Source organism: Stenotrophomonas sp. YJH_SMC_79 (assembly GCF_059367995.1).
In genome coordinates this window covers 152,464-178,733 of sequence record NZ_JCAFRK010000002.1, presented here as the reverse complement: position 1 = coordinate 178,733, position 26,270 = coordinate 152,464, and the positions used below count along the sequence as shown (strand labels likewise).

At 68.2% G+C, this 26,270-nt stretch carries 19 protein-coding genes; 9 read left to right on the top strand and 10 right to left on the bottom strand.

The window, feature by feature from the left end; translation table 11 throughout:
- Nucleotides 1-411 precede the first annotated feature (411 nt).
- From tsaB to AC5P57_RS07615, 8 genes are all read right to left on the bottom strand, one after another.
- On the bottom strand, nucleotides 412-1,125 hold the full coding sequence (gene tsaB / locus AC5P57_RS07650; protein ID WP_142806580.1) for a tRNA (adenosine(37)-N6)-threonylcarbamoyltransferase complex dimerization subunit type 1 TsaB: 714 nt from the start codon (nucleotides 1,123-1,125) through the stop codon (nucleotides 412-414).
- A 9-nt stretch (nucleotides 1,126-1,134) separates the two neighbouring features.
- The gene (yoaA, locus tag AC5P57_RS07645) at nucleotides 1,135-3,183 is read right to left on the bottom strand and encodes a DNA repair helicase YoaA (protein WP_262234685.1); all 2,049 of its coding nucleotides are present in this window, start codon (nucleotides 3,181-3,183) and stop codon (nucleotides 1,135-1,137) included.
- Nucleotides 3,184-3,742: 559 nt separating this feature from the next.
- Complete coding sequence (locus tag AC5P57_RS07640; protein WP_262234684.1) at nucleotides 3,743-4,279, bottom strand: hypothetical protein; 537 nt, start codon at nucleotides 4,277-4,279, stop codon at nucleotides 3,743-3,745.
- The gene (mrcB, locus tag AC5P57_RS07635; RefSeq protein ID WP_262234683.1) at nucleotides 4,276-6,714 is read right to left on the bottom strand and encodes a penicillin-binding protein 1B; all 2,439 of its coding nucleotides are present in this window, start codon (nucleotides 6,712-6,714) and stop codon (nucleotides 4,276-4,278) included. Before mrcB ends, AC5P57_RS07640 begins: the two co-directional genes overlap by 4 nt.
- A gap of 84 nt (nucleotides 6,715-6,798) precedes the next feature.
- On the bottom strand, nucleotides 6,799-7,851 hold the full coding sequence (locus AC5P57_RS07630; RefSeq protein WP_099551953.1) for a glycosyltransferase family 2 protein: 1,053 nt from the start codon (nucleotides 7,849-7,851) through the stop codon (nucleotides 6,799-6,801).
- A 72-nt stretch (nucleotides 7,852-7,923) separates the two neighbouring features.
- Nucleotides 7,924-8,814, bottom strand: a complete 891-nt coding sequence (locus AC5P57_RS07625) for an SDR family oxidoreductase (RefSeq protein ID WP_262234681.1) — start codon at nucleotides 8,812-8,814, stop codon at nucleotides 7,924-7,926.
- Nucleotides 8,815-8,877: 63 nt separating this feature from the next.
- On the bottom strand, nucleotides 8,878-10,449 hold the full coding sequence (locus AC5P57_RS07620) for a hypothetical protein (protein WP_262234679.1): 1,572 nt from the start codon (nucleotides 10,447-10,449) through the stop codon (nucleotides 8,878-8,880).
- A 30-nt stretch (nucleotides 10,450-10,479) separates the two neighbouring features.
- Nucleotides 10,480-12,636: a bifunctional (p)ppGpp synthetase/guanosine-3',5'-bis(diphosphate) 3'-pyrophosphohydrolase gene (locus AC5P57_RS07615; protein ID WP_099551956.1), complete on the bottom strand. Its 2,157-nt coding sequence runs from the start codon at nucleotides 12,634-12,636 to the stop codon at nucleotides 10,480-10,482.
- 130 nt (nucleotides 12,637-12,766) lie between these two features.
- On the opposite strand from AC5P57_RS07615, the gene AC5P57_RS07610 reads away from it, so the two are divergent.
- Nucleotides 12,767-13,303, top strand: a complete 537-nt coding sequence (locus tag AC5P57_RS07610) for a hypothetical protein (protein WP_099551957.1) — start codon at nucleotides 12,767-12,769, stop codon at nucleotides 13,301-13,303.
- A gap of 73 nt (nucleotides 13,304-13,376) precedes the next feature.
- Here the strand turns inward: AC5P57_RS07610 and hrpA are convergent, their stop codons facing one another.
- The gene (hrpA, locus tag AC5P57_RS07605) at nucleotides 13,377-17,462 is read right to left on the bottom strand and encodes an ATP-dependent RNA helicase HrpA (protein ID WP_262234677.1); all 4,086 of its coding nucleotides are present in this window, start codon (nucleotides 17,460-17,462) and stop codon (nucleotides 13,377-13,379) included.
- Nucleotides 17,463-17,548: 86 nt separating this feature from the next.
- Here hrpA and AC5P57_RS07600 point away from each other — a divergent pair, with 86 nt between their 5' ends.
- The 6 genes from AC5P57_RS07600 (at nucleotide 17,549) to AC5P57_RS07575 (ending at nucleotide 24,386) form a co-directional block, all read left to right on the top strand.
- Nucleotides 17,549-18,097: a Dps family protein gene (locus AC5P57_RS07600; RefSeq protein WP_005410730.1), complete on the top strand. Its 549-nt coding sequence runs from the start codon at nucleotides 17,549-17,551 to the stop codon at nucleotides 18,095-18,097.
- A 427-nt stretch (nucleotides 18,098-18,524) separates the two neighbouring features.
- A complete protein-coding gene (recQ, locus tag AC5P57_RS07595) occupies nucleotides 18,525-20,330 on the top strand; it encodes a DNA helicase RecQ (protein WP_099551959.1) in 1,806 nt (601 codons plus the stop codon).
- A gap of 145 nt (nucleotides 20,331-20,475) precedes the next feature.
- The gene (locus tag AC5P57_RS07590; protein WP_099551960.1) at nucleotides 20,476-20,859 is read left to right on the top strand and encodes a CopL family metal-binding regulatory protein; all 384 of its coding nucleotides are present in this window, start codon (nucleotides 20,476-20,478) and stop codon (nucleotides 20,857-20,859) included.
- Nucleotides 20,860-20,934: 75 nt separating this feature from the next.
- Nucleotides 20,935-22,761: a copper resistance system multicopper oxidase gene (locus tag AC5P57_RS07585; protein ID WP_262234676.1), complete on the top strand. Its 1,827-nt coding sequence runs from the start codon at nucleotides 20,935-20,937 to the stop codon at nucleotides 22,759-22,761.
- Entirely contained in the window at nucleotides 22,758-23,792 is a 1,035-nt protein-coding gene (locus AC5P57_RS07580; protein WP_262234675.1) for a copper resistance protein B, read from the top strand. Before AC5P57_RS07585 ends, AC5P57_RS07580 begins: the two co-directional genes overlap by 4 nt.
- Before the next feature lie 81 nt (nucleotides 23,793-23,873).
- Nucleotides 23,874-24,386 (top strand): GNAT family N-acetyltransferase, encoded by a 513-nt coding sequence (locus AC5P57_RS07575; RefSeq protein WP_099551963.1) that lies wholly within the window; start codon nucleotides 23,874-23,876, stop codon nucleotides 24,384-24,386.
- Between the two features lie 75 nt (nucleotides 24,387-24,461).
- Here the strand turns inward: AC5P57_RS07575 and AC5P57_RS07570 are convergent, their stop codons facing one another.
- Complete coding sequence (locus AC5P57_RS07570; protein ID WP_099551964.1) at nucleotides 24,462-24,782, bottom strand: TFIIB-type zinc ribbon-containing protein; 321 nt, start codon at nucleotides 24,780-24,782, stop codon at nucleotides 24,462-24,464.
- A gap of 149 nt (nucleotides 24,783-24,931) precedes the next feature.
- Between AC5P57_RS07570 and AC5P57_RS07565 the strand changes: the two genes are divergently transcribed.
- Together AC5P57_RS07565 and AC5P57_RS07560 are read left to right on the top strand one after the other, a co-directional pair.
- Nucleotides 24,932-25,699: a CPBP family glutamic-type intramembrane protease gene (locus AC5P57_RS07565; RefSeq protein ID WP_262234674.1), complete on the top strand. Its 768-nt coding sequence runs from the start codon at nucleotides 24,932-24,934 to the stop codon at nucleotides 25,697-25,699.
- A 92-nt stretch (nucleotides 25,700-25,791) separates the two neighbouring features.
- The gene (locus AC5P57_RS07560; protein WP_142806594.1) at nucleotides 25,792-26,214 is read left to right on the top strand and encodes a response regulator; all 423 of its coding nucleotides are present in this window, start codon (nucleotides 25,792-25,794) and stop codon (nucleotides 26,212-26,214) included.
- The last annotated feature ends 56 nt before the right edge of the window (nucleotides 26,215-26,270 follow it).

Genomic DNA, 26,270 nt, shown 5'->3' with positions numbered 1-26,270 from the left:
CAGGATGCTGGGCTTGGCGGGGCGGTGTCGGGTGGCGGGGACGCCGCAAGTACGTCCCTGTAGGCTTAGCCGCGGCATCCATGCCGCGGATACCCCGCAACTCGACACCGCCCCGCCTCTGACAGATCGCGGCGCACCATTGCTTTGGTAGGTGTCGACCTTGGTCGACACACATCCACGCCATGCGTGGATGCGAGCGAAGCGACCCGCTTCTGATTTTGATTTTCTTTTTGATTTTCCGTGGCGGACGCTCACGGAAACTGTCAGAGGCCGGGCGGGTGGGCTGCGCAGGGGCGTGAGCCGCATGGATGCGGCGACCGAGCTCACATGGACGTACTTGCAGCGCCCCCTGCGCAGCCCACCCGCCCGGCCAAACCACGGCTTGTGCTTTCGCCCTCCGCCACGAGGGGCTCAGCCGTTGGCCTTCGCCTTCGCCTCGCGCGCGGCCTGCTGCTCGGCCAAGGTCAGTGCCACGTTGTCACGCAGGTACGCCGGCTCGACCTTCTCCGGTGCAATGGCTTCGCCGCGAGCGAACGCCGGCACCGCCAGTGCCAGTACATCCGATGCCCGCGGCAGCGCCGTCGCATCAAAGCCGCGCAGGCCGTTGCCCAGCTGGGCCACCAGTGCCCCCTCTGCTGCACCGAAACCGGTGCCGACACCGTAGGCCGACATCCCTCCCGGCAGCGCAACCGCAGCGGGTGCGCACACGCGTTCGGCATCACGAGCCACCGGCAGGCCGTCCACACGCTCGAAGCGCGCGACATACAGCTCGCCCATCCGTGCATCGATCGCCGACAGGATCTGCGTTTCTTCTGCCGGTGCCCGCAGCGCCAGCACCTGCAGCGTCGAGACCGGCAACAGCGGGCGGTCCAGAGCCAGTGCGATGCCCTGGGCAATGGCGATCGCCAGGCGCACGCCAGTGAACGCACCGGGGCCGCGGCTGAGCGCAATGCCGTCCAGCTGGCGGCGGCTGATGCCGGCGTCGGCCAGCAGCGCCTCGGCCCACGGCAGGCTCAGTTCGGCATGCCGGCGCGGGGCGATCTCGAAGCGTTCCAGCACCTGCCCATCGACATGCAGGGCAACGGAACAGGCTTCGGTGGCGGTTTCAAAGGCGAGCAGTTTCATCGGATCGGGTCAGAACAGGGGGAACGTGGCACCGGGCGCCGGCTCGAGGCCGGTCGCAACAGCGGCCGGGGCAGCCGCATCATCGGCCACGGGCGCCCATTGTGGCGTAAAGAAGGCCTGCACATCGGCCAGGCTGCGGGTACGGCGGAACGGCGGCAGTGAATCGAGGAAGACCCGACCATAGCCACGGTTGAGCAGGCGCGGGTCGCACAATACCAACACACCACGGTCGCTCTCGCTGCGGATCAGGCGGCCGACGCCCTGTTTCAGCGCAATCACCGCCTGCGGCAGCTGCTCATCGCGAAACGGATTGCCGCCCTGGCTGCGGATCGCCTCCAGCCGTGCCTCGTACACCGGATCGTCCGGTGCCGCGAACGGCAGCTTGTCGATCATCACCACGCTCAGCGCCTCACCCACCACGTCCACGCCCTCGCGGAAACTGGCCGACCCCAGCAGCACGCCATTGCCCGATTCGCGGAAGCGCTGCAGCAGCGTCGCGCGCGGCGCCTCGCCCTGCACGAACAACGGCCATGGCCCATCACGCAGTGCCTCGGCGGCCTCGCGCAATGCACGGTGCGAGGCGAACAACAGGAATGCCCTGCCGTGCGAGGCCTGCAACACCGGCCGCAGGGTCTGGATCAGCGCAGTGCCGAAGCCACGTGCGGCCGGATCGGGCAGGCCTTCGGGCAGGTAGCACAGCGCCTGCTCGGGCCAATTGAATGGACTCGGCTGGACCAGCGTATGCGGGTCGTCCAGGCCCAGGCGGGTGGCGATGTGGTCGAAGCCACCGCCCACGGTCAGTGTCGCCGAGGTGAAGATCCATGCCGCGCGACTGCGCTCGCGATGCTCACGCAACGGGCCAGAGACATCCATCGGCGTGCGCTGGCAGCGGAAACCACGTGGCGTGAGCTCGTACCAGAGCACATCAGCGACACTGGCTGTGTCCGCCGGATCGGTATCGAAGTCGAGCGTGGGCTCATCATCGCCCAGCCAGCGGCTGAGTCGCGAGACCGCCTCGCGCGCCCGCGCGTGGCAGGCATCCAGGCCCGCTGCCGCTTCGCGCAGCGGCTGCAGTGCCCGCTCCAGGGCCACCAACCCCGCCATCACCGTATCGAATCCGTCGCGCACCTGTGGCATCGCCAGCGCGCGCCATTGCGTGCCACGCGACGGCAGTCCCTCCATCGCCGAGCGCAGCGCCAACAGCGACTGCTGCAACTGATCGACCGGTTCCTGCAGCGCCGACTGCGCGCCTCCCACGCCACGCGCTTCGGCCAGGCAGTCGCGGCCCAGTTCCTGCCACGGGCGCATGCCGAAACCTTCGCCGAAGAACTGCGCGGCCAGCTCGGGCAACTGGTGTGCCTCGTCGATGACGAAGGCCTGGGCCCCAGGCAACAATTCGCCAAAGCCGTCCTGCTTCAGTGCCAGGTCGGCCAGCAGCAGGTGATGGTTGACCACGACCACATCGGCGGCCTGCGCACGCTGCCGCGCACGCACCACGAAGCAGTCATCCCAGAACGGGCAGTCGGTACCCAGGCAGTTGTCGACGGTGGAGGTGACCATCGGCAGCAGCGGCGAATCATCGGCCAGGCCTTCCAGTTCGGCGATGTCACCGAACTCGGAACGACCGGACCACGCCAGGATGCGCTGGAACTGCGCCGCCTGTTCAGGGCTGGAGAACCGCGGCTCGCCCCGCGCCTGCTGCAGGCGATAACGGCACAGGTAGTTCGCGCGTCCCTTCAGCAGCGCACTGCGCAGGCCGACACCGAGCGCCTGGCGCACGCGCGGCAGGTCACGGTGGTAGAGCTGGTCCTGAAGCGCGCGGGTACCGGTGGAGATGATGGTGCGCAACCCGGACAGCAGCACCGGCACCAGATAGGCGAAGGTCTTGCCGGTGCCGGTACCGGCCTCGGCCAGCAGCAGATCGCGCTGCTGCATCGCGTCGGCGATGGCTTCGGTCAGGCGCAGCTGGGCCGGGCGCGGGACGAAGGCGTCCAGATGCGAGGCGAGCGCGCCGCCGTCGCTGAGGGCTTCGCGGCTGGCATGGACAAGGTCGGACATCAGAGGGAAAGGATACCCGGCCGGGCGCTGCCCGGCACCCGTTTCAAGCCAGAGCACCAGCAACAGCAACAGCGGTGTTCATGGCTCTGGGTTGTACTGGGGACTGGCGGGGGACTGTGGGTTTGCGGGGACGCCGTAAACCCGTCCCTGGGGGCTTGGCCGCGGCATCCATGCCGCGGACACCCCGCAAACCCACAGTCCCCCGCCTTCGACAGTTTCCCGGTGACGGAGGGACAGACTTCGCAAAGCCGAGCCTGCTCGACTGGCAGCTCAGAAGCGATGGGAGTAACGGGGAAAGAAGAAAAGAAATGGCAGCGAGCGCGCGCAGCGCGCGACCCGCTTTTGATTTTGATTTTGTTCTTGCCTGCGGCCCGCGCGATGTATGGCAGGCCGGGTGGGTGGGGCGTGCAGGACCGTTGGCGCCATGGATGGCGCCATCGAGCCCCCAAGGATGGGTTTACGGCGTGTCCTGCACGCCCCACCTACCCGGCCCATCACCAGCATCCATCAGTGCGAGCGCGCGCCGCAGAGGGGGCAGCGCCCGATGGAGTGGAATAACTCAGTACCGCTTGATCCCCGGCACCGTGCAGCCTTCCAGCTGCGCATGCGCCGACACCGCATTCTCCTTCTCGCCCCGCGCCAGGCGCGACTGCTCGATCGTCGCCCAGTGCCGCCGGCACAGCGGCCCGGTCTTCGAGCCCAGATCCACCGCCTTGCGCGCGAACGCCTCCGCCTGCGCCCACTGCCCCTGCAGCAGTGCCAGTTCGGCACGTTCCTGCAGCACTGCCGGGTCGCCGGCGACGATTTCCAGCGCGTGGTCCAGGCTGCTGGCGGCACCGGCCAGGTCGTTCGCCTGGCGTTGCGCCTGCGCGGTCACCCGCAGGTCTTCCACCTGCGAATCACGCAGCGGCTGCACCGACAGCTCCTTGTCGTCAGGACCTGCGGCCGCATCCACCGCCGCCAGGCGCTGTGCCGGCGTAGTGGTATCGACCGGTTTGATCACCGGCGGTGCACTGCTCACGCAGGCGGCCAGGGCCAGGCTGAGGCCGGTCAGGGCCAGGGGCTGCAGCAGGGATCGCATGTTCATCGGCATCATCGGCTCGGGGGAGGAGTGGCGGCGGCGGGCGCCGCAGCAGGTTCGACAGGCGGTTCCGGCTTGCGGTCCAGGCCGAACCAGCTGCGCCAGCCACCGCCCTCGCCTTCGGCACCCTGCCCGTCCGGCGACACCGCCGGCGCACACGGAGCATAGGCCGGCGCATAGCCGACCACGAACGGGAAGCGGCGCGCTCCCGGGCAGCCCTCATCAGTCGTGTTGAGGCCGGTGGCGGCCACCGACTGCCAATCCAGGCCCTTGTTGCTGACCCGCAGCGGCGCACTGGGAAGGCGCTGGAAGATGCCCGACCAGACCCGCATCGCGCCGGTGGCACCGTACAGGCCGGCCTGCTCGTTCTGGTCGTTGCCGATCCAGATCACCGCCAGGTGATCACCCGTGTAACCGGCATACCAGCTGTCGCGACCATCGTTGGTGGTACCGGTCTTGCCGGCGGGCTGCAGGCGGCCCAGGCCATCGGCGTTCAAGCGCTGCGCGGTGCCGCTGGCAACCACCTGCTGCAGGCCGACACTGATCAGGTTGGCGGCAATCGAGTCGCCCTCCTGCGCCGGTGCCGGGGTCTTGTCGTAACGCTTGAGCAGCTTGCCCTGCGGATCGAGCACGCCACGCACCGCGTGCAGCGGCTGGATCTCGCCACCGGACGCCAGGAACTGGTACAGCTGCGCCATCGCGTACGGGCTCTGGTCGGTCGAGCCGAGGATCACTGCAGGGTTGGCCTCTGCCTTGATGCCCGCCAGCACATGGATCAGCTGGGTCACGCGCTCGGGACCGACCTGCATCCCCACGCGCACCGTGGCCTGGTTGTAGGAATGCGCCAACGCATCGATCAGGCGCACCGTACCGTGGCTGCGGTTGTCCGCGTTGCCGGGGTTCCAGTTGCGGCCGCGGCCGAGCTGCACGGTCACCGGTGAATCATCGACCCAGCTGGCCAGCGAGTAACGATCCGGCTGCGCCAGCGCCAGCAGGTAGACGAACGGCTTCAGCAGCGAGCCGACCGGGCGCTGTGCTTCGATCGCGCGGTTGAAGCCGACTTCGGAAACCTCGCGGCTGCCGATCACCGCCAGCACGTCACCGTTGTGCACGTCGGTCAGCACCATGCCGGCCTGCAGTTCGGGACGGCGCTTGCTTTCCAGCGACTTGATGGTGCGGGTCACCGCGCCTTCGGCATAGGCCTGCGCGGACGGCGACATGCCGGTCATCACGCTCAGGCCGGCGCCCTGCAGCGCCGATTCCGGATAGTCATGGCCGAGCTGGCGGCGAACCAGGTCCACATAGGCCGGGAAGCGGTTGGCTGCCACCAGGCCCGGCGTCTTGGGCACGCCCAGCGGCGCCTTCAGCGCACGCTGGTACTCGGCATCGTCGATCAGCGTCGCCTCGTGCAGCTTGCCCAGTACGAAATTGCGGCGATCCAGCGCGCGTTCCGGGTTGCGCCGCGGGTCGTAGAAGGACGGGCCCTTGACCAGGCCGATCAGCAGCGCGATCTGCTCGGTTTCCAGCGACTGCAGGTCACGGCCGAACCAGAACTCGGCGCCGGAAGACATGCCGTGGATGGCCTGGCTGCCGCGCTGGCCCAGGTACACCTGGTTGAGATAGGCCTCGAAGATGGTGCGCTTGTCGTAGCGCGCTTCCATGATCAGCGCGTACAGCACTTCGTTGAACTTGCGGGTGACCGTCTGTTCCTTGCCGATCCCGAGCAGACCGCTGCGGGCCAGCTGCTGGGTCAACGTGGAAGCACCCTGGCGGCTCTGGCCACCGGAGCGGATCGTCACCCACACCGCGCGCGCAATGCCGGACAGATCGATGCCGTGGTGACGATTGAAGTCCTTGTCCTCCACCGCCTGCAGGCCGGTCACCAGCAGGTCCGGCGCCTCGTCCATGCGGATCAGGCGGCGTTCTTCCTGCTTCTGCCCGTACAGGGTGGCAATGCGTGCCGGGTCCAGGCGCGCAGCCTTCAGCGCCTTGCGGTTGTCGGCGTCACGCAGCGAGGCGACCGCACCGTCGGCCAGCGACAGTTCCAGCCGGCGCGGTGCGACGCGGCCATCCACGTCGTTGTAGCCACGGCTGGAAATGACGAAACGCCCGCCGTTCACCGCATAGGTGGCCGGCTCCTTGCCCTGCCCGTCATCGCGGTAGGCGGATGCGGCGAGCTCGGTCTTCAGGGTCGCCGCGTCCATCGCCTTTCCCGGCGTGAGCACCAGCGGGCGTGCGTACACGCGGGTCGGAATCTGCCAGCGAAGTTCGCCGAAGCGCTGGGTCACCTGTTGGTTCAGGTACAGCGTATAAGGGATCAGGAAGCCCAATCCCAACGCGACCGCAGCCATGCTCCAGGTGATCAGGCGACGCCGCCACAGCGGGCTGTCGTCCTGCTGGTCGTCGTCGTCGAAATCGTCGATGTCGTCGGAATCGTAGCGTCGGGGCACGGGGATGCAGGCAGGTAGGGTCTGGCGAGTCTAACGCAGGCGCCGCGGTGGCTGGCAGGCGATGGCCCGCGGTTTCACTGCAGTTCAAGCAGCGCGCGGCGCCCGCCACCCGGCCCAGGCGCCCGCAAGCGCTGCCCAGCCCCCTTTCCAGCCGCCCCCCGCCAGGCAGACGTTGGCCAGGCGTGCGATCAACCGCGGCGCATCATGGGCGATCCAGCCTGCCGGCACATCCACGCGGCGATACAGCTGCAGTCGCGACCACGCCATGCGCCAGGCGAGCGCGTGGAGTCCCTGGAAGCGCTCCGGCGCCACCACCACGCCACGCTGCCCCAGCAGATCGGCCAGGGCGAGCAGGCGCCGGGCCGTGCGCTGGCGTGCCTGCGAATCGAACAGATCGAGATGGCGCAGGCGTTGCAGGAAACCGCGGCGACTGGCACCGATCTGGTTGTTGCCATGCTGCCGGTAGTCGATGGTCGGTTCGGCCAGCATGTCCAATCCTCCACGCAGCGATGCGTGGACCGCCAGCCATTCGTCGTGGCTCCAGCCCGGCGGGACCGGCAGCGATTCGGCCAGCAGGCCACGGCGCAGCGCACAGGTGGCACCGGTGATGAAGTTGCGCAGCAGGATCGCGTCGATCGCAAGGCCCGAGCGTTCCAGCTCGACTTCAGCCGGATGGACCACCAGTACCTCCAGCAGCCGCTGGCCCAGCGGCGCGCCCTGCGCGTCCACCAACCGCGCATCGCTGTGCAGCAGCAACAGGCCCTGATCGGCGTGGAAGCGCTCCACGTAGCTGCGGACACGCCCCGGATGCCAGACATCATCCTGGTCGCACAGGAACAGGATGTCGGCCTGGCAACGCATCAGTGCGTCGGCGAAATTGCGCACATAGCCGAGATTGCGCGCGTGCTGGACGATCTCGACACGGATGCCAAGCGCCTGTGCGCGCGGCACGAAGGCCTGCAGCAGCTGCGGCGTCTGGTCGCTGGAACCGTCATCGCCGATCATGATTTCGTTCACCGGAAGATCCTGGTCGAGGATGCTGTCCAGCTGGGCCTGCAGGTAGCGCGCACCGTTGTAGGTGCACAGCGCGACGCCAATGCGCTCGGCAGGGGCCGATCGGGATGGCGCGTCAGGCATCGAACGTACTCGCGGAAACAAGGGCCGGGGGATGGTAGCAGAGCCCCCCAGGCGGATGGATACGGTGGCTGGCTAGCCGTTGCCGGGATGCGCAGCGATCCGCTGCAGGGCCTGGGCCGCGCTCATCGGTCGCCACGTGTCCGCGTCAGGCTGGAACGGCCGCGGATGTACGCCCAGCAGCGCCTGCAGCGGGCCGTTGTCCGCAATCAGATCCTGCTGCAGGCGTGACACCGGACCACGCGCTCGCGGCAGCACCGCAGCCAGGCCTCGCAGTGCACCGCCCGGCAACGGCAGCGCCAATGTTGGCTGTGCCAGGCTGGCGTGCACGCGGCGGAACATCGCGTGGTACGGCAGGCGCTCGCCGCCGCCGATTTCCAGCACCCGCGCCGACGCTGCGCCGGTGGCGATGCAGGCCACCACGGTGCGGGCGATATCGTCGGCATGCACCGGTTGACGCAGGCCTCCCACCAGCGGTATCGGAAACAGGCGCAGACGCAGCGCACGCTGCACGATCGGGGTGATGCTGCGGTCGATGCCGGCCCCATAGATCAGGGTTGGCCGCAGGATCGTCCACCCCATGCCAAGACGTTCGGCCTGCGCAATCAGGCCCGCCTCGCCCCGCTGCAGCATCGCCACAACGTCCTGCTCGTCGGCCTGCTCGGAATGCTGCTTGCTCAGCACGCTCATCGAACTGGTGGCGATGACCTGCCGCGCCGGGGCCGCCGTCTGCCGCGACAACCATTGTGCCAATGCTTCAAGGGGGCCAAAGCTGGCAATGGCCTGCCACTCCGGAGACGGCACGCTGTCCAGCGCAGCCGCCAGGTCCCCACACAGCCACTGCACGCCGTCCTGAGCCGGTTGCGGTCGCCGGCTCACCGCCTGTACACGCCCATGCGCCTGCACCAGGCGCGGCAGCAGGAACCGGCCGATCTGGCTGGTGGCTCCGGAAACGAGGACGGTCATCGGCACTCCGTGGGGATGTTGCGAGGGGTGGCTACTATAGCGGCCCCTCCGGCAGCGGCGGGCTCAGGGCGACGACACCCCGATGTCACGCAGCCGCTGCCGCAACTGCTGGTACTCACTGCTGGAAGTGCCAACGCCAAGCTCGCCCGCCTGCTGGAGCGCACGTTCAGCAAAGGCGACATCACCGTTGCCCAATCGCTCGCTGCCGATCGCAAGCCAACGCTGCGCGAGGCGCTGGCGGGCAGCAGGCAGGCCACCCGCGGTGGGGGCCAGCGTCTGCCAGGCCTGCAGGCAGGCACCTGCAGCCTGCACCCGGTTCTGCCGCAGGTTGTCGTCGAAGCAACTGCGACTGGCTGGCAGCAGGCGCGCGGCAGCGGCCTTCACCCGTGCATCGCGCGGTGCCAGCGCCTGTGCTTCGCGCAGGGCATCGAATGCGCTGTGCCCCGGCGGGCTGATCCATTGCCCTGCGCGCTCGGCGCGTTCGATCCGGCGCAGGTGATCGCGCAGCTCGCGTTCACGCTGCGCGTTGCCCACCGCGGGCTGCTGCAGTGCCCCACGGGCCTGCCGTGCACGCTGCAGGCGCTGCGCCAGTTGCTGTTGTGCCGCCTGCGAAGCGCCCAGCGCTTCCGCCAGCACGGCATCACGCTGCGCCGCCTCGAACTGGAAATCGTCGGCCTGGACCTGGCTTCGCGCCAGCACCGCCTGCAGCACCTGCTCACGGCCCCGCTGGGCAGTGGGATCATCCGGCGCCACCGCCAGCACGGCCAGGAACCCCTTTGCGGCACCTTCCAGCTGCTGTCGTTTCAGTGCGCGCTGTGCCTGCCGCAAGCGCTCGTCGACCGCCCGTGCCAGTGCCTCCTGGCTGGCGGGCAGATCGGCGTGGCCTGCGTCGAACAGGCGCGCGCGCTGCAACGTCGCAGCGGATTCAGCCAGTTCCCCGCGTCCGGCCAGCGTGCGCGCGTGCTGCAGCAGATCGCTCAGTGCGTCCTCGCGCCCCTCCAGAGCAGGCAGGTTGTCCGGCTGCAGTGCCAGGATGCGCTGGAACAGCGGCAACGCACTGCTGTCGCCATCGTCCAGCCGGCCGGCCGCGAACGCGTTGCGGGCCTGGGCCAGCAACGCGCCTATACCGGCGCCGTCGCTACGCCGCGCCTGCAGTTGCCGGGCCACGGCGTCGGCGTCGCCCTGCGGCACCTGCAGCTCGCGGGCCAGCGCCAGTGACTGCGCGCTGCCGTCAAGATCGTCGCGCTGCAGCTTGTCGCGGGCCTGCTGCAGGGCCGCCGCTGCGGTTCGTGCAAGGCCCTGGCGGGCCTGCGGCCGATCACCATCCAGTGCCAGCACCGCCTGGTAGCGCTCCCGCGCACCACTGCCGTCGGCCGCACTCAGCCGGCCGGCGGCGAGCGCACGATCACCTTCGACCAGCAGCTGTTCGATCTGCGGCTCATCCCAGAACCAGTCGGCCAGCGGCTTGCGCAGCAGCACCAGCAGCACGAACACCGCCAGCGCCGCGACCAGCGCCCAGCGCCAGACCCGCCGCGCATGACGTGCCTGCAGCCACCACCAGCGGCCTTCGCGACGGACGCGATCCAGCGCAGGATGTTCAGCGCCATGCGGGCGATGCGGGGGCTCGCGTTCCATGCGTGCAGGGTAGCCGGGGCAGCGTGAAGCTCAGCCGAGGCGACGCGCCTCGCTCACGCCCGGCAGCGCGTCCAGCTTGCCCAGCAGGTTCGACAGCTGGTCGTAGTCGCTGACCTTCAGCCGCAGGCGCAGATGGGCACGGCCACTGTTGCGCACGTTGTCACTGTGGATGTCCAGCACGTAGGCGTCTTCCTGGGCGATCAGGTTGGTGATGTCCTTCAGCAGCCAGCGTCGGTCGACCGCATCGACCACCACGTCCACCTCGTAGCCGCCCCCGGCCTGGCCCCATTCCACCGGCAGGATGCGCTGCGGGCTGGTGGCCGCCAGCCGGGCCAGCGCGGCACAGTCTGCCCGGTGCACGGTGACACCGCGGCTACGGGTGAGGTAGCCGACGATCGGTTCGCCGGCCACCGGCTGGCAGCAGCGCGCCAGCTGCACCAGCAGGTTGCCCACGCCCTGCACCGTGAACTTGGACTTGCCCAGGTTCTCGCGGCGGGCGGTCGGGCGCGGAAGCGTCGGCGCAGGGGCCGGCTGGCTGGCCGCGCGTTCTGCTTCCAGCAGGGTTCGGCTGACCTGGTTCGGGCCGGTATCGCCCAGCGCCACCTGGATGTAGAGGTCATCAACGCTGTCGGCGTGGAACTTCTTCGCCGCCACCACCAGATCCGAATGCTGCAGGCCCAGGCGCTTCAGCTCGCGCTCGAGCAGTTCGCGCCCGGCCTGCACGTTGCGCGCGCGGTCCAGCTTGTGGAACCAGCTGCGCACCTTTTCGCGCGAGCGGTTGCTGGCCAGGAAGCCCAGCGCCGGCATCAGCCAGTCGCGGCGGGGGTCGGCTTCCTTGCCGGTGAGGATCTCGACGCGATCGCCGCTGCGCAGGCGATAGGTCAGCGGCACGATGCGGCCATTGACCTTGGCGCCACGGCAGCGGTGGCCCACCATCGTGTGTACCTGGTAGGCGAAATCAAGCGGCGTGGCCCCCTGTGGCAGGTCCAGCACCTCGTCCTTCGGGCTGAGCGCATAGACCCGGTCCTCGGTCAGCTCGGCGTCGAGTGCGCCGGCCAGCTCATTGCCCTGCCCGTCCTGTGCCTGCTCCAGCAGCTGGCGCATCCAGGTGATCTTGCGATCGAACGACTTTTCCGCGCCCTTGCCGCCTTCCTTGTACTTCCAGTGCGCGGCCACGCCCAGCTCGGCCTGCGAATGCATCTCGTGGGTGCGGATCTGCACTTCGATCGTGCGCCCTTCCGGGCCGACCACGGCGGTGTGCAGCGAACGGTAGTCGTTGGCCTTCGGGCGTGCGATGTAATCGTCGAACTCGCTCGGCACCGGCGCCCACAGCGCATGTACCACACCCAGCGCGGCGTAGCAGGCGGCCACGTCGTCGACCATCACCCGCACCGCGCGGATGTCGTACAGCTGGTCGAACGCCAGCCGCTTCTTCTGCATCTTCCGCCAGATGCTGTAGATGTGCTTGGGGCGGCCACTTACTTCGGCATGGATGCCCTGTGCGGCCAGCTCGCGCGACAGCTGCTTCTTCACGTTCTGCACGTAACGCTCGCGCGCCACGCGGGTTTCGTCCACTTCACGCGCGATGCGGCGATAGGTTTCCGGCTCCAGGTGGCGGAACGCCAGATCCTCCAGCTCCCACTTCAGCTGCCAGATGCCCAACCGGTTGGCCAGCGGCGCGTGGATGTCGCGGGTCAGCTGTGCCAGCGCCCGGCGCTGTTCGTCGTCCAGCTTGTCGGCAGCGCGCATTTTCGCAAGCTGCCGGGCCAGCAGGATCGGCACCACGCGCAGGTCGCGGATGATCGCCAGCAGCAGGCGGCGCAGGCCCTCGCTGTTGCGCCCGGCCTCCCGGCCAGCATGCAGCGCCCAGACCGGATCGGCGGCGTCCTGGCCGTCGAGCAGGCCGATCACCGCCGCCTTGTGGTTGCCCAGCGGCAGCTGGTCCAGGCTGGCGCGCAGGCCGGGAAGGTCGAACAACAGCGCGGCGACCACCGCGCCTTCGTCGGCCGAGAGCATCGACAACGCATCGAGGGTATCGCCCAGCACCGACCAGCTGGCGCGCATCTGGTGGTCGCAGTCCGGTGCTTCCCAGTGCTCGCGCAGGGCCTGGCGCAGCGGAGCGGGCAGCACCGCTGCGGAGGGACGGTTCAACAAGGCATCCAGGCCGGGGACAGAAGCGCGGTTCACAGCATCGAGCAGGCAAGACAGAGGTTCCTACACTAGCGCCGGCGCCGTTCAGGGACAATCACCGCGGCCACCATCACCCGGCATGAAGACATGCCGCTACACTCGCGGGCAAACCCAGGAGAGTTCCGCCATGCCCTCGATCGCCCCGCGTTTCCGCCCACGGCTGCTGGCCTGCGCCGCACTGCTGCTGTCCCTGTCGGCACCTGCGCTGGCCCAGCGCGTGGTGGACGGTGACCTGCAGCAGCAGATGTCGCCGACCGAGTTCAAGGCGGCCGGCCTGGACAAGCTGAGCGCGCAGGAACTGGCCACGCTCAACCGCTGGCTGCAGGGCAAGGTCGAAGCAGCGACGACCCAGGCGGTAGCGGCGGTGCGCGAAGAAGCCCGCGAACAGGGCCGCCAGGAAGTGATCGTGAAGAACCGCGGGTTCTTCGATTTCGGCAGCAGCGAGCCGATTACCGGCGTACTGCAGGGCGAGTTCCGTGGCTTCGGCAAGGGCCGTGTCTACGTGCTGGACAACGGCCAGGAATGGGAGCAGACCGACAGCACCAGCGTGGTCGGTGTGCGCAAGCAATCGCCCAAGGTCAGCATCAAGCCTGGCGTGATGGGCGTGTGGTACATGAAGGTGGACGGCGTGAACAGCCAGCCCAAGGTGCGCCGCTCCAAGTAATAGATCCACGCCACGCGTGGATGACATTCCACCGCACCCCGCCGGTCATTGTCCGGCGGGGTCGGGCCGGGGGTTACGAGGCCTGGCGCAATGCGCTCACCCGCTGCGCCAGCTTCTTCGCGGAGATGCCGGTGCGCGCGCCCAGCTCCTGCGCGAACAGCGACACCCGCAGCTCTTCCAGATCCCAGCGCAGCGCCTGCCATTGCGGGCGATCGCGCAGGCCCTGCTGCTCGCCCACCTCCAGCGCTTCCAGGAATGGGTGCAGTTCCAGCATGCGCGCCTGATCACGCGGCGGATCACGCTTGGCGCGCTCGGTGCGCAGGATCATCGCCTTCAGGTAACGCGGGTACTGGGCAAGGGCATCGGCCGGCGTATCGCGCAGGAAGCCGGGGTGGATCAGCCCGGCCAGCTGCGCTTCCATGTCGTCCAGGTTGCCGCGCGCCCAGCCCATCAACGGCGCCTCCAGCATCGGCTTCAGTTCCGCCACCAGCGCCAGGATGGACTCGGCCAGTTTCAGCCGCGACATCGCCTCGCCGAACAGGGTCTTGGCCGCATGCTCGCGGCGTTGCTCGAAGGCTGCCGCATCGCGGATGTCTTCCAGGCCTTCGGCCAGCACCGCGTTCATCGCCGCATCCACCAGGTCTCCACGCAGGCGTTCCTGCGATTCGATCGCGGCATACAGCAGGCCGGTCTTGGCGCCCACCGGCAACTGCTTGCGCGCCTGCTTGACCTTCTCGGCCAGGGCAATCTCCAGCAGCCGGCGCACGCCCAGCGGGTGTGCCTCCTGTGCCTGCTGCCGATCGGCGAAGATGCGCAGCGCCACGCTGTCGCCCTCGTCCAGCAGCGCCGGATAGGCCGGAACGCCGGCTTCACCGGGTACCTGCAGCGGAATCGGCGTGGCCGGGAACGTGCGCAGGCCGTCAGCCGCCATTTCGCGCCCGGCACGCGCTGCGAAGGCATCGCCGGCACGGCCACCAAATTTCGCGCGCAGCGCTTCCAGATCGCGCGAAGTGGCCAGCACCTTGCCCTGTTCGTCGCGCAGGCGCAGGTTCATGTGCAGGTGCGGTTCGATCGAACCCGGCTCGAAATCGAGCGCGGTCACCGTGGCGCCGGTTGCGCGTGACAGGAAACGCGCCAGCTCGCCAGTGATGGCATCGGCGCTGGGCTGCGGGAACGCCTCGAAGAACGCGCGTCCGAAATCCGGGGCCGGCACGTAGTTGCGGCGCATTGCCTTGGGCAGGCTGCGGATCAGCGCCGACGCCTTGTCGGCGACGAAGCCAGGTGCCAGCCAGCCCAGCTGCACCGGGTCCAGTGCATTGAGCAGGTGCAGCGGCACATCCAGAGTCACGCCGTCATCGTCGGCGCCCGGCTCGAAGCGGTAGTGCAGCGGCAAGCGCGCCTGGCCCAGCGCCAGGTACTTCGGGTAGCGCTCCTGCTCGCTGCCCTCGCCGGGCAGCAGGTCTGCCAGCGACCAGTGCAGGGTCTTGCGCTGTTCCGGCGCCAGTCCCTTCCACCAGGTATCCAGGCCCGCGGCCGAATGGATCTGCGGCGGCACCCGGTCAAGGTACCAGCGTGCCTGCCAGTCTTCGTCGGCAACGATGCCGGCACGGCGCAGCTTGGCCTCTTCCTCGCGGGCCAGGTCCAGCACCTTCTGGTTGTCGGCCACGAAGCTGGCGCGGGTGTTGATCTCGCCGGTCACCAGCGCCTGGCGCACGAAGATGTCGTGCGCTTCAACGGGCTCGATGCGGCCGTAGTGCACCGGCTTCTTCGGTGCCAGCACCAGGCCGAACAGGCTGATCTGCTCGGACGCCAGCACCTGTCCCTGCGCGCGCGACCAGTGCGGGTCGAAGTGCTTGCGCAGCAGCAGGTGCGGCAGCTCGGCGATCACCCAGTCCGGCTCGATGGCGGCCAGGGTCATGCCCCACACCTTCTGCGTGTCCAGCAGGTTGGCCACCAGCAACCACGGCGGCGGCCGCTTGGACAGCGCCGAACCCGGGAACGGCAGGAAGCGGCGCTGGCGTGGTGCCTGGAAATCGCCCTTCTCGGTGCGGTGGCCGATCTGCGTCGGCAGGCCCGCCACCAGCGCCCGGTGCAGGGTCTGGTAGGCGGCAGCGCGTGCACGTTCGCTGAAGCCGCCACCGGCGGGCGCCTGTTCCTTCTGCGCGCGCACCGCCACCGGTGCGGGTGCAGCCTCCGCTTTGCCTTCGCGGGCCAGGCGTGCAGCGCGGTGCAGCTGGCCGCGGGTAGCCTTTACCGCGGCTGCGTCATCACGCGCCGGGGCCGGCGCACTGCTGCCGGCCAGCAAGGGTGCCATCGACGCATCGACAGCCTCTTCCTTCCAGCCCAGTTCTTCGCACAGCAACCGCAGCTGCCGGTGCAGCTCACGCCACTCGCGCATGCGCAGGAAACCGAGGAAGTGGCGGCCGCACCAGTCGCGCAGCTTGGACTGGGTCAGGTCTTCATGGGCCTGCCGGTAGCCATCCCACAGGCGCAGCACGCCGACGAATTCCGAACGCCCATCGGCAAACTGCGCATGCGCGCTGTCGGCCGCACCACGCGCTTCGGGCGGGCGTTCGCGTGGGTCCTGGATGCCCAGGAACGAGGCGATCACCAGCATCGGCCGCAGGCAGCCGGCGGCCTGCGCGGCCACCAGCATGCGCGCCAGCTTCACGTCCACCGGCAGGCGGGCCATCTGCTTGCCGATGGTCGTCATGCGCCGTTCGGCGTCGATCGCGCCCAGTTCGGTCAGTTGCTGCCAGCCATCGGCCACCGCACGCTCGTCCGGGGCTTCCAGGAACGGGAATTCCTCGATGCGGCCCAGGCCCAGCTGCAGCATGCGCAGGATCACCCCGGCCAGGCTGGAGCGGCGGATCTCCGGATCGGTGAACTCCGGCCGCGCCTGGAAATCGGCTTCGGCGTACAGGCGGTAGCAGATGCCCTCGGCGATACGACCGCAGCGGCCCTTGCGCTGGTTGGCGCTGGCCTGCGAGATCGGCTCGATGTGCAGGCGGTCCAGCTTGTTGCGCGGGCTGTAGCGCTTGACGCGGGCGAAGCCCGGATCGACCACGTAACGGATGCGCGGCACCGTCAGCGAGGTTTCCGCCACGTTGGTGGCCAGCACGATGCGCCGGTTCGGTCCGGGATTGAATACCCGGTCCTGGTCCTGGTTGGACAGGCGCGCGTACAGCGGCAGCACCTCGGTGTTGCGGTACTTGCGCCGTTCCAGCGACTGGTGCGCATCGCGGATCTCGCGTTCGCCCGGCAGGAAGATCAGCACGTCGCCACGTGAATCCAGGCGGGTGATCTCGTCGATGGCCGACACGATGGCATCGTTGACGGTGCGTTCGCCCTGGTCTTCGCCCTCGCCTTCCAGCGCGCGGTAGCGCACTTCCACCGGGTAGGTACGGCCTTCGACGCTGATCACCGGCGCATTGTCGAAATGCTGGGCGAAGCGTTCGGTATCGATGGTGGCCGAGGTGACGATCAGCTTCAGGTCCGGGCGCTTGCGCAGCAGCTGCTTCAGGTAGCCCAGCAGGAAATCGATGTTGAGGCTGCGTTCGTGCGCCTCGTCGACGATGATCGTGTCGTAGTTCGACAGCCAGCGGTCACTGGCGATTTCCGCCAGCAGGATGCCGTCGGTCATGAACTTGATGCGGCTGTCGTCGCTGACCTTGTCGTTGAAGCGCACCTGGTAGCCCACCAGCTGGCCCAGTTCGCTCTGCAGTTCCTGCGCCACGCGGCTGGCCACCGCACGTGCGGCAATCCGTCGCGGTTGGGTGCAGCCGATCATGCCGGCCTGGCCACGGCCTGCGGCCAGGCACAGTTTCGGCAGCTGGGTGGTCTTGCCCGAGCCGGTTTCACCGGCAATCACCACCACCTGATGGTCGCGGATCAGCCCGATGATGGCGTCGGCTTCACGCGCAATCGGCAGCTGCGGGTCCAGAGTAATGGACGGCTGCTGTTGCGCCCGCACCTGCCGGCGCTGCACCGACGCCTGCAAGGCCTGCTCGAAGGTGGCGGCCAGCGCCGCATCCTGTGGCTTGGCCTGGCAACGCGAGAGCATCCCCAGCAAACGGCCCCGGTCGCGGCTCATGGCGCCGTCGATGGCGGCGCGCTGTTGGCGCAGGCGGGGCGATGGATTTTTATCGATAGAGTTCATCAATCGGTTCGTTCAAAACTTTGAAAGCGACCAGTCATCACGACCGGTTTATTGTGAAGGCCAACGATTCCACAAGGAGGAACCCCATGGCGAAGACCAAGAGCACGACCAAGGCCAAGACCGGCAAGCAGAAGCTTGCAGCGGCGGCACCGTCGGCACCGAACATCGATATCGGGATCACCCAGGGCGACCGCAAGAAGATCGCCGACGGTCTGTCGCGCTTCCAGGCCGATGCGTTCACGCTCTACCTGAAGACGCACAACTTCCACTGGAACGTGACCGGGTCGATGTTCAACTCGCTGCACACCATGTTCGAGACGCAGTACACCGAGCAGTGGGCGGCACTGGACGACGTGGCCGAGCGCATCCGCGCGCTGGGCTTCAATGCCCCGGGCTCCTACCGGGAGTTCGCTGCGCTGACCTCGATCGCCGAGGAACCGGGCCTGACCGACAGTGCGGACTGGCGTGAAATGGTACGCCAGTTGGTGGTCGCCAACGAAGCGGTCTGCCGTACGGCACGTGAAGTGCTGGAGGTGGCGGCCAAGGGTGACGACGCTCCGACCGAGGATCTGATGACCCAGCGTCTGCAGACGCACGAGAAGTACGCCTGGATGCTGCGCTCCCTGCTGCAGTAAGGGGTGGGGGTGTTCGGCAGGGCTGCGCCCTGCACCCGCAGAGGCCGAAGCAACAGCAACTGCCAGAGCAGGAGCAAGAGCTGGTTTCCTGTGGGTTGGCGGGCCAGAGCTGGGGGTCGGATCCGTTTTCCTGCCGAAAACGGATCCGACCCCATTTTGTTTGTCGATATCTGACAGATTTCATCCACGCATGGCGTGGATCTACGAGCCGCCGGCCAACTGTCGAAGGCGGGGCGGTGTCGGAGTGCGGGGTGTCAGCCGCATGGATGCGGCTGCCAAGCCCCCAAGGACGGGTTCACGGCGTCCCCGCACTCCGACACCGCCCCGCCAACCCACGGATAGCCCGCTTTTGACGTTGACGTTGCCGTTGATTCGGCGGGTGCAGGGCGCAGCCCTGCCGACTCCCCCGCCGGGGTAAACTAACCGGATGGCTTCCCGTCCCGCGCACGACCTGCTCCAACGCGTCTTTGGTTACGACGATTTCCGTGGTCCGCAGCAGGACATCGTGGAGCATGTGGCTGCCGGTCACGATGCCCTGGTGCTGATGCCCACCGGCGGCGGCAAGTCGCTGTGCTACCAGGTCCCGGCCCTGCTGCGTGACGGATGTGGCATCGTCATCTCGCCGCTGATCGCGCTGATGCAGGACCAGGTCGAAGCCCTGCGCCAGCTCGGCGTGCGTGCCGAGTACCTGAATTCAACCCTGGATGCCGAGACCGCCGGCCGCGTCGAGCGCGAACTGCTCGCCGGTGAGCTGGACATGCTCTATGTCGCTCCCGAGCGGCTGCTGACCGGTCGCTTCCTGTCGCTGTTGTCGCGCAGCCGGATCGCCCTGTTCGCCATCGACGAAGCACACTGCGTGTCGCAGTGGGGCCATGACTTCCGCCCCGAATACCGCCAGCTGACCGTGCTGCATGAGCGTTGGCCGCAGATCCCGCGGATCGCGCTGACCGCGACCGCCGACCCACCGACCCAGCGCGAGATCGCCGAGCGTCTCGATCTGCAGGAAGCGCGCCACTTCGTCAGCTCTTTCGACCGTCCCAACATCCGCTACACCGTGGTGCAGAAGGACAACGCCCGCAAGCAGCTGACCGATTTCCTGCGCGGCCACCGTGGCGAGGCCGGCATCGTCTACTGCATGTCACGGCGCAAGGTCGAGGAGACCGCCGAATTCCTGTGCGGCCAGGGGTTCAATGCCCTGCCCTACCACGCCGGCCTGCCGCCGGACGTGCGCGCGAACAATCAGCGCCGCTTCCTGCGCGAGGACGGCATCGTGATGTGCGCCACCATCGCCTTCGGCATGGGCATCGACAAGCCGGACGTGCGCTTCGTGGCGCATACCGACCTGCCCAAGTCGATGGAAGGCTACTACCAGGAAACCGGCCGCGCCGGTCGCGATGGCGAGGCCGCCGAGGCATGGCTGTGCTACGGCCTGGGCGACGTGGTCCTGCTCAAGCAGATGATCGAACAATCCGAGGCCGGCGAAGAACGCAAGCAGCTGGAGCGGGGCAAGCTCGATCACCTGCTGGGCTACTGCGAATCCATGCAGTGCCGCCGCCAGGTGCTGCTGGCCGGTTTCGGCGAGACCTATCCCCAGCCCTGCGGCAACTGCGACAACTGCCTGACACCGCCGGCCTCGTGGGACGCGACCATTCCGGCGCAGAAGGCGCTGAGCTGCGTTTACCGCAGCGGCCAGCGCTTCGGCGTCGGCCACCTGATCGACGTCCTGCGCGGCAGCGAGAACGAGAAGGTGAAGCAGCAGGGCCACGACAAGCTCAGCACCTACGCCATCGGCCGCGATCTGGATGCGCGCACCTGGCGCAGCGTGTTCCGCCAGCTGGTCGCCGCCAGCCTGCTGGAAGTGGACAGCGAGGGCCACGGTGGCCTGCGCCTGACCGATGCCAGCCGCGACGTGCTGACCGGCCGCCGCCAGATCAGCATGCGCCGCGACCCGGCCAGCAGCACCAGCGGACGCGAACGCAGCGCGCAGCGCACCGGCCTGTCGGTGCTGCCGCAGGACCTGGCCCTGTTCAATGCCCTGCGCGGCCTGCGTGCCGAACTGGCGCGCGAACAGAACGTGCCTGCCTTCGTGATCTTCCACGACAGTACCCTGCGCAACATCGCCGAGCAGCGCCCGACCAGCCTGGACGAACTGGCCCGGGTCGGCGGCATCGGTGGCACCAAGCTGAGCCGCTACGGCCCGCGCCTGGTCGAGATCGTGCGCGAAGAGGGGTAGCGCCTGGCCGTGTCCGGCGACCCGCTGATTGGCCGCGCTTCGCGCTCGCCGGGCGTGGTCCGGCGCTACCCTGGTCGTGCTCCAACCTTGAACCGGCCATTCAGCCGGAAGTGCATCCACGCCCGCTTGCGGCTAGATTAGCGCCATGTCCCTGGCCTCGACCCTGCTCCGTGTCGTGCTCATGCTCAGCCTGTTGCTCAACGGGCTGAACGCGGCCATGGCCAGCGGTCACGAGGAAATGGGGCGGATGGCCCATGCCATGGCCGCCACGGTTGGAGGCGGCGATGCCGACTGCCACCACCACGCCGCCATGCAGGCCGACGAGGCCCCGCAGGCCAAGGCCCCGGCCCACGACGCCCACTGCCAGATCAAGGACTGCGTGCGCAGTTGCGCCCAGCACCCGCTGCTGGTGGTGCAGCCGTTGCCGTACCTGGCGGGCCCGGCGTTGTCGCTGGCACCACAGCCGATGCCGGCCACCGGCCGCCCGTCGCCGCCGCTGCCGCCCATCTCACGCCCTCCCATCGGCTGATTCCCCACGCACTGTGCGCCCTGCGCACCGAAGCCGGCGGCCTGCCGGCGTCTTTCCGTGTCTGGAGTCTCCACCATGAATACCCGCAATCCCCCCGGTCCGGGCGCTGTGCCCATGCCGTCGCGACGCCTGTTCGTACAGGGTCTTGCCGCCGGTGGCGTGGTCGCCGGCATCGCTGCCGTCGGCGTGCCGCAGCGCGCGCTCGCCGCCGCCACTGCCGCCCCACGGCTGGCCGGCGCCCCCACCGTCCTCACCGAAACCCGCGTCGAACTGGCCATCGGCGAATCGCTGGCCAATTTCACCGGCCGCACCCGCCCGGCAATCACCGTCAACGGCTCGCTGCCGGCCCCGATCCTGCGCTGGCGCGAAGGCCAGACCGTGGACCTGTTCGTGCGCAACACGCTGGAACGCCATCCGACCTCGATCCACTGGCACGGCATCCTGCTGCCGGCCAACATGGACGGCGTGCCCGGCCTGAGCTTCAACGGCATCGGCCCCGGCGAGACCTACCACTACCACTTCCAGCTGAAGCAGTCGGGCACCTACTGGTACCACAGCCACTCGATGTTCCAGGAGCAGGCCGGCCTGTACGGCGCGCTGATCATCGACCCGGCCGAACCGGCGCCGTACCACCACGACCGCGAGCACGTGATCATGCTGTCCGACTGGACCGACATGGATCCCGGCGCGCTGTTCCGGCGCATGAAGAAGCTGGCGGCCTACGACAACTACTACATGCGTACGCTGCCGGACTTCCTGCGCGACGCGAAGCGCGACGGCTGGTCGGCGGCGCTGTCCGACCGCGGCATGTGGGGTCGGATGCGGATGACGCCGACCGACCTGTCCGACGTCAACGCAAACACCTATACCTACCTGATGAACGGCACCGCCCCGGCCGGCAACTGGACCGGCCTGTTCCGCAGTGGCGAAAAAGTGCTGCTGCGCTTCATCAATGGCGGGTCGATGACCTACTTCGACGTGCGCATCCCCGGTTTGAAGATGACCGTGGTCGCCGCTGACGGCCAGTACATCCACCCGGTCAGCATCGACGAATTCCGCATCGCTCCCGCCGAAACCTACGACGTGCTGGTGGAACCCACCGGCCAGGACGCCTTCACGATCTTCTGCCAGGACATGGGCCGCACCGGCTACGCCGCGGGCACACTGGCCGTACGTCATGGCTTGCAGGCGCCGATTCCCCAGCGCGACCCACGCGTGCTGCTGACCATGGCCGACATGGGCCACGGCATGTCGGGCCACGACATGGGCGGTGGTGGCCACGGCGGTCACGACATGGCCGCGATGAAGGGCATGGAAGGCGGCTGTGGCGCCAGCATGGGCCACGGCGCGCCCGCCGGCGGCGATACCGCCAGCAAGGCACCGAAGCATCCGGCCAGCGAGCGCAACAACCCACTGGTGGACATGCAGAGCTCGGCCACCGAACCGAAGCTGGACGACCCCGGCATCGGCCTGCGTGACAACGGCCGCCAGGTGCTGACCTACGGTGCGATGCGCAGCCTGTTCGAGGACCCGGATGGCCGCGAGCCCGGCCGTGAGATCGAACTGCACCTGACCGGCCACATGGAGAAGTTCTCCTGGTCGTTCGATGGCATTCCGTTTGCCAGCGCCGAACCGCTGCGGCTGAACTACGGCGAGCGCATGCGCATCGTGCTGGTCAACGACACCATGATGCAGCACCCGATCCACCTGCACGGCGTGTGGAGCGATCTGGAAAACGCGCAGAGCGAATTCCAGCTGCGCAAGCACACCATCGACATGCCGCCCGGCACGCGCCGCAGCTATCGCGTGCGCGCCGATGCCCTCGGCCGCTGGGCCTACCACTGCCATCTGCTGTACCACATGGAAGCGGGCATGATGCGCGAAGTGAGGATCGAAGAATGAGCCGCTCACTCCTTTCCCCCAGCCTGCTGGCGCTGGGCCTGGCCGCCGCATTGCCGGTGTTCGCGCAGTCGCACGCCGGGCATGACATGGGCGCGATGGATCCGCCCGCGAAGGCCACGAAGTCCGCGAAAACCCCGGCCGAACCGGTCGATCATTCGAAGATGGATCATTCGAAGATGGACATGGACGCGGCAGACCACGCCGGCATGGACCACTCGAAGATGGACCATGGCACAACGCAGCCAGCGGCGATGGACCATTCCAGGATGGATCACTCCAGGATGGATCATGCGGCAATGGGTCACGGTACACCCGCACCGACCGAACCCCTCGAACCGATCCCGGTGCCCACCGATGCGGATCGCGCCGCAGCGTTCCCGCCCATCGCGCACGGTGCGATGGAACACGCGCCGGAGATCAACAGCCTGCTGCTGATCGACCGGCTTGAGCATTGGGACGGCAAGACCAGCAACGGCCAGGCCTGGGAAGCCACTGGCTGGATCGGTGGCAACATCAACCGCCTGTGGCTGCGCACCGATGGCGAACGCAGCCGCGGCCGCACCGAGTCATCGTCGCTGGAAGCACTGTATGGCCGCAGCGTGTCGCCGTGGTGGGATGTGCTGGTCGGCGTGCGCCAGGACTTCCGGCCGGCGGACTCGCGCACGTGGGCGGCCGTCGGCATCCAGGGACTGGCACCGTACAAGTTCGAGAGCTCGGCCACGCTGTATATGGGTTCCGGCGGCCAGGTACTGGCCAAGGCCGAGGTCGAGTACGACGTGCTGCTGACCAACCGTTTGATCCTGCAGCCGCTGCTGGAAGCCACGGTGGCCGCCAAGGATGAACCGGCGTACGGCATCGGCCGCGGCCTGAACAAGGTCGAAGCCGGGCTGCGACTGCGCTATGAGTTCAGCCGCCGCTTCGCGCCGTACATCGGCATCAGCCACGAACGCAGTTTCGGCGACACCGCCGACTATGCCGGTGACCACGCGCGCGACACGCGTTGGGTCGCCGGCGTCCGCATGTGGTTCTGATCAGCGGATTGTGAGCAACCGCCAGCCCCGGCAACCGCCGGGGCCGGCTACACTGCGGCCCGTTCCATTGCAGGCCCCGCCATGTCGTTGCAGATCCGCCGCGCCACCCTCGCCGATGTCGACGCACTGTCGGCCATCGCCATCACCACCTACAACGAAACCTGGGGCGACTCGTACCCGGCGCAGGAGCTGCAGGATTTCCTGCAGGCGCACTACAGCAGCGAACCGCAGCGCGCCGAGCTGTCCGATCCGCGCAGTGCGATCTGGCTGCTGATGGACGGCGACAACGTGGTCGGCTACCTGGCCGCCGGTGCCAACACCCTGCCGCATGCCGAGGCCCGCGAAGGCGACATCGAACTGAAGCGCTTCTACATCCTGGCCGACTACCAGAATGGCGGTCATGGCGCGCGCCTGATCCAGGCGTTCATGGAGTGGCTGGACCACCCGCACCACCGCACCCTGTGGGTGGGCGTGTGGGAAGAGAACTTCGGCGCGCAGCGCTTCTACGCGCGCTATGGCTGCAGCAAGGTCGGCGAGTACGACTTCATCGTCGGCGACACCCACGACCGCGAGTTCATCCTGCGCCGACCGTGACCGCATCCCTGTAGCGTCGAGCCATGCTCGACCATGGCCTGCAACATCCAGTCGAGCGTGGCTGGACGCTACAAGTCAGAAATCGAACAGTTCCGACAGGAAGCTGTCCTTCTTCTTTTTCTTGTACCCATGGCCGTACTGCTGGCCGCGGTTGTCCTCGTAGCGCTGGCCAAGGTGGCGGGTATCGCGATGCATCACCGGCGGGGGCGCGGCGGCCGGCTGCGACTGCACCGGGGCCGGCGCTGGTACCGCAGCACCAGCACCGGCGCGCTCGATGATCTTGTCCAGCTCACCACGATCCAGCCACACGCCGCGGCAGCCCGGGCAGTAATCGATCTCGATGCCGTGGCGCTCGGCCATCTGCAGGGTCTGGGTCTTGCATACGGGGCACAGCATCGGCATTACTCCTGTCAGTCTGGCGTCGACTGTACCTGCCCGGTGATGACTGTGCGGCAACGCATGACCGATGGCACAGGGACTTCCGGCGCGTGCCGGCGGAAGCGGCCGGCCCGACACTGCGGCCTTGTCCCGCAGGGAGTGCGCGCATGACCATGCTGTCCCGCCTGCCCAACCCGGCGCGCCTGTTGCTGGTGCTGCTGGGCGTTGGACTTGGCCTGAACCTGCGCGATATCGCCGCGTCCGTCGGTGCGCCGATTCCTGCGCTGCCCATCCCCTATGGCGGCAGCCTGCTCGACAACGCGCTGGCCGTGCTGATGGCGCTGCTGCTGGCCGCGCTGCTGCATCCCCGCGGCACAGGCCTGATGGCCAGTCTCGGGCTGCGCGGCAACGGCTGGAGCGGCCCGGGGTGGGTGCTGCTGGCCAGCCTGCCGTGCTGGCTGGGCCTGGCGCTGCTCGGCACGCGCAACACTGCACTGACCGCCCTGGATGCGACGATGCTCACCGTGCTGTTCCCACTGGCCGAGGAAGTACTGTTCCGCGGCCTGGGTTTCATCCTGCTGGTGAAGATCGTGCGCGGCCCCTGGCCATGGCTCGCACTGCCGCAGGCGCTGCTGTTCGGCTGGGTGCACTGGCTGGGTTTCGGCGGCTTCGACGGCGGTGGCACTGCCCTGTTCGTCGGCGCGGTGATCGCCCTGGGCGGCTTCATCTTCGCCTGGCTGGACCATCTGGATGGCGACACCCTGTGGTGCGGTCTGTCCCTGCACATCTCGATGAACCTGGCGTGGAATGTGTTCAGCCTCGATGACGCCGTCGCGCTCGGCTGGCAGGCCACCAGCCTGCGCATCGGCACCGCGCTGCTGGCAGTGGCGGTGCTGGCCTGGCAGGTGCGCCGCCGGCGCCAGCATCGGCTGTAACGCCCACTTAGCCTGGCGTGCACGCCGGGATCACCCCCGGCTTGCGCATACTTGCGCGCCTTTTCATTGCTGCTTTCCGGAGCTGTAGCGTCATGTTGTTGTCCAAGCGCCACGTCGAACCCTGCGTCCTTCTGATCGAGGACGCCGAGGAAACCCGCGAGCTGAGCCGTCTTGCGCTGGAAAGCCAGGCCTGCCACGTAGTGGGCGTGAGCTCCGCCGAAGCAGCGCTGGGCCTGCTCGCCGCTGGCGAGCGTTTCGATCTGCTGTTCACCGACGTCAATCTGGGCCCGATCAGCGGCATTGAAGCCGCCAACCGGGTCCGCGGCCTGTATCCCCAGCTGCCGATCCTGGTGACGTCGGGCATGGACCAGCACCAGGTGCTGCCGCAGCTGCGCGATGGCATCCATTTCCTGCCCAAGCCCTACAACATGAGCGAGCTGCTCGATGCCATCCGGCTGTGCTTCCGGCATGCCGATGTGGGCGTGTTGACCGGACCGGACGCACAGGCGGCGTGAGGCATTGATCCACGCATGGCGTGGATCTACCGATTCCGCCTCTCGTCGGCGTGGAT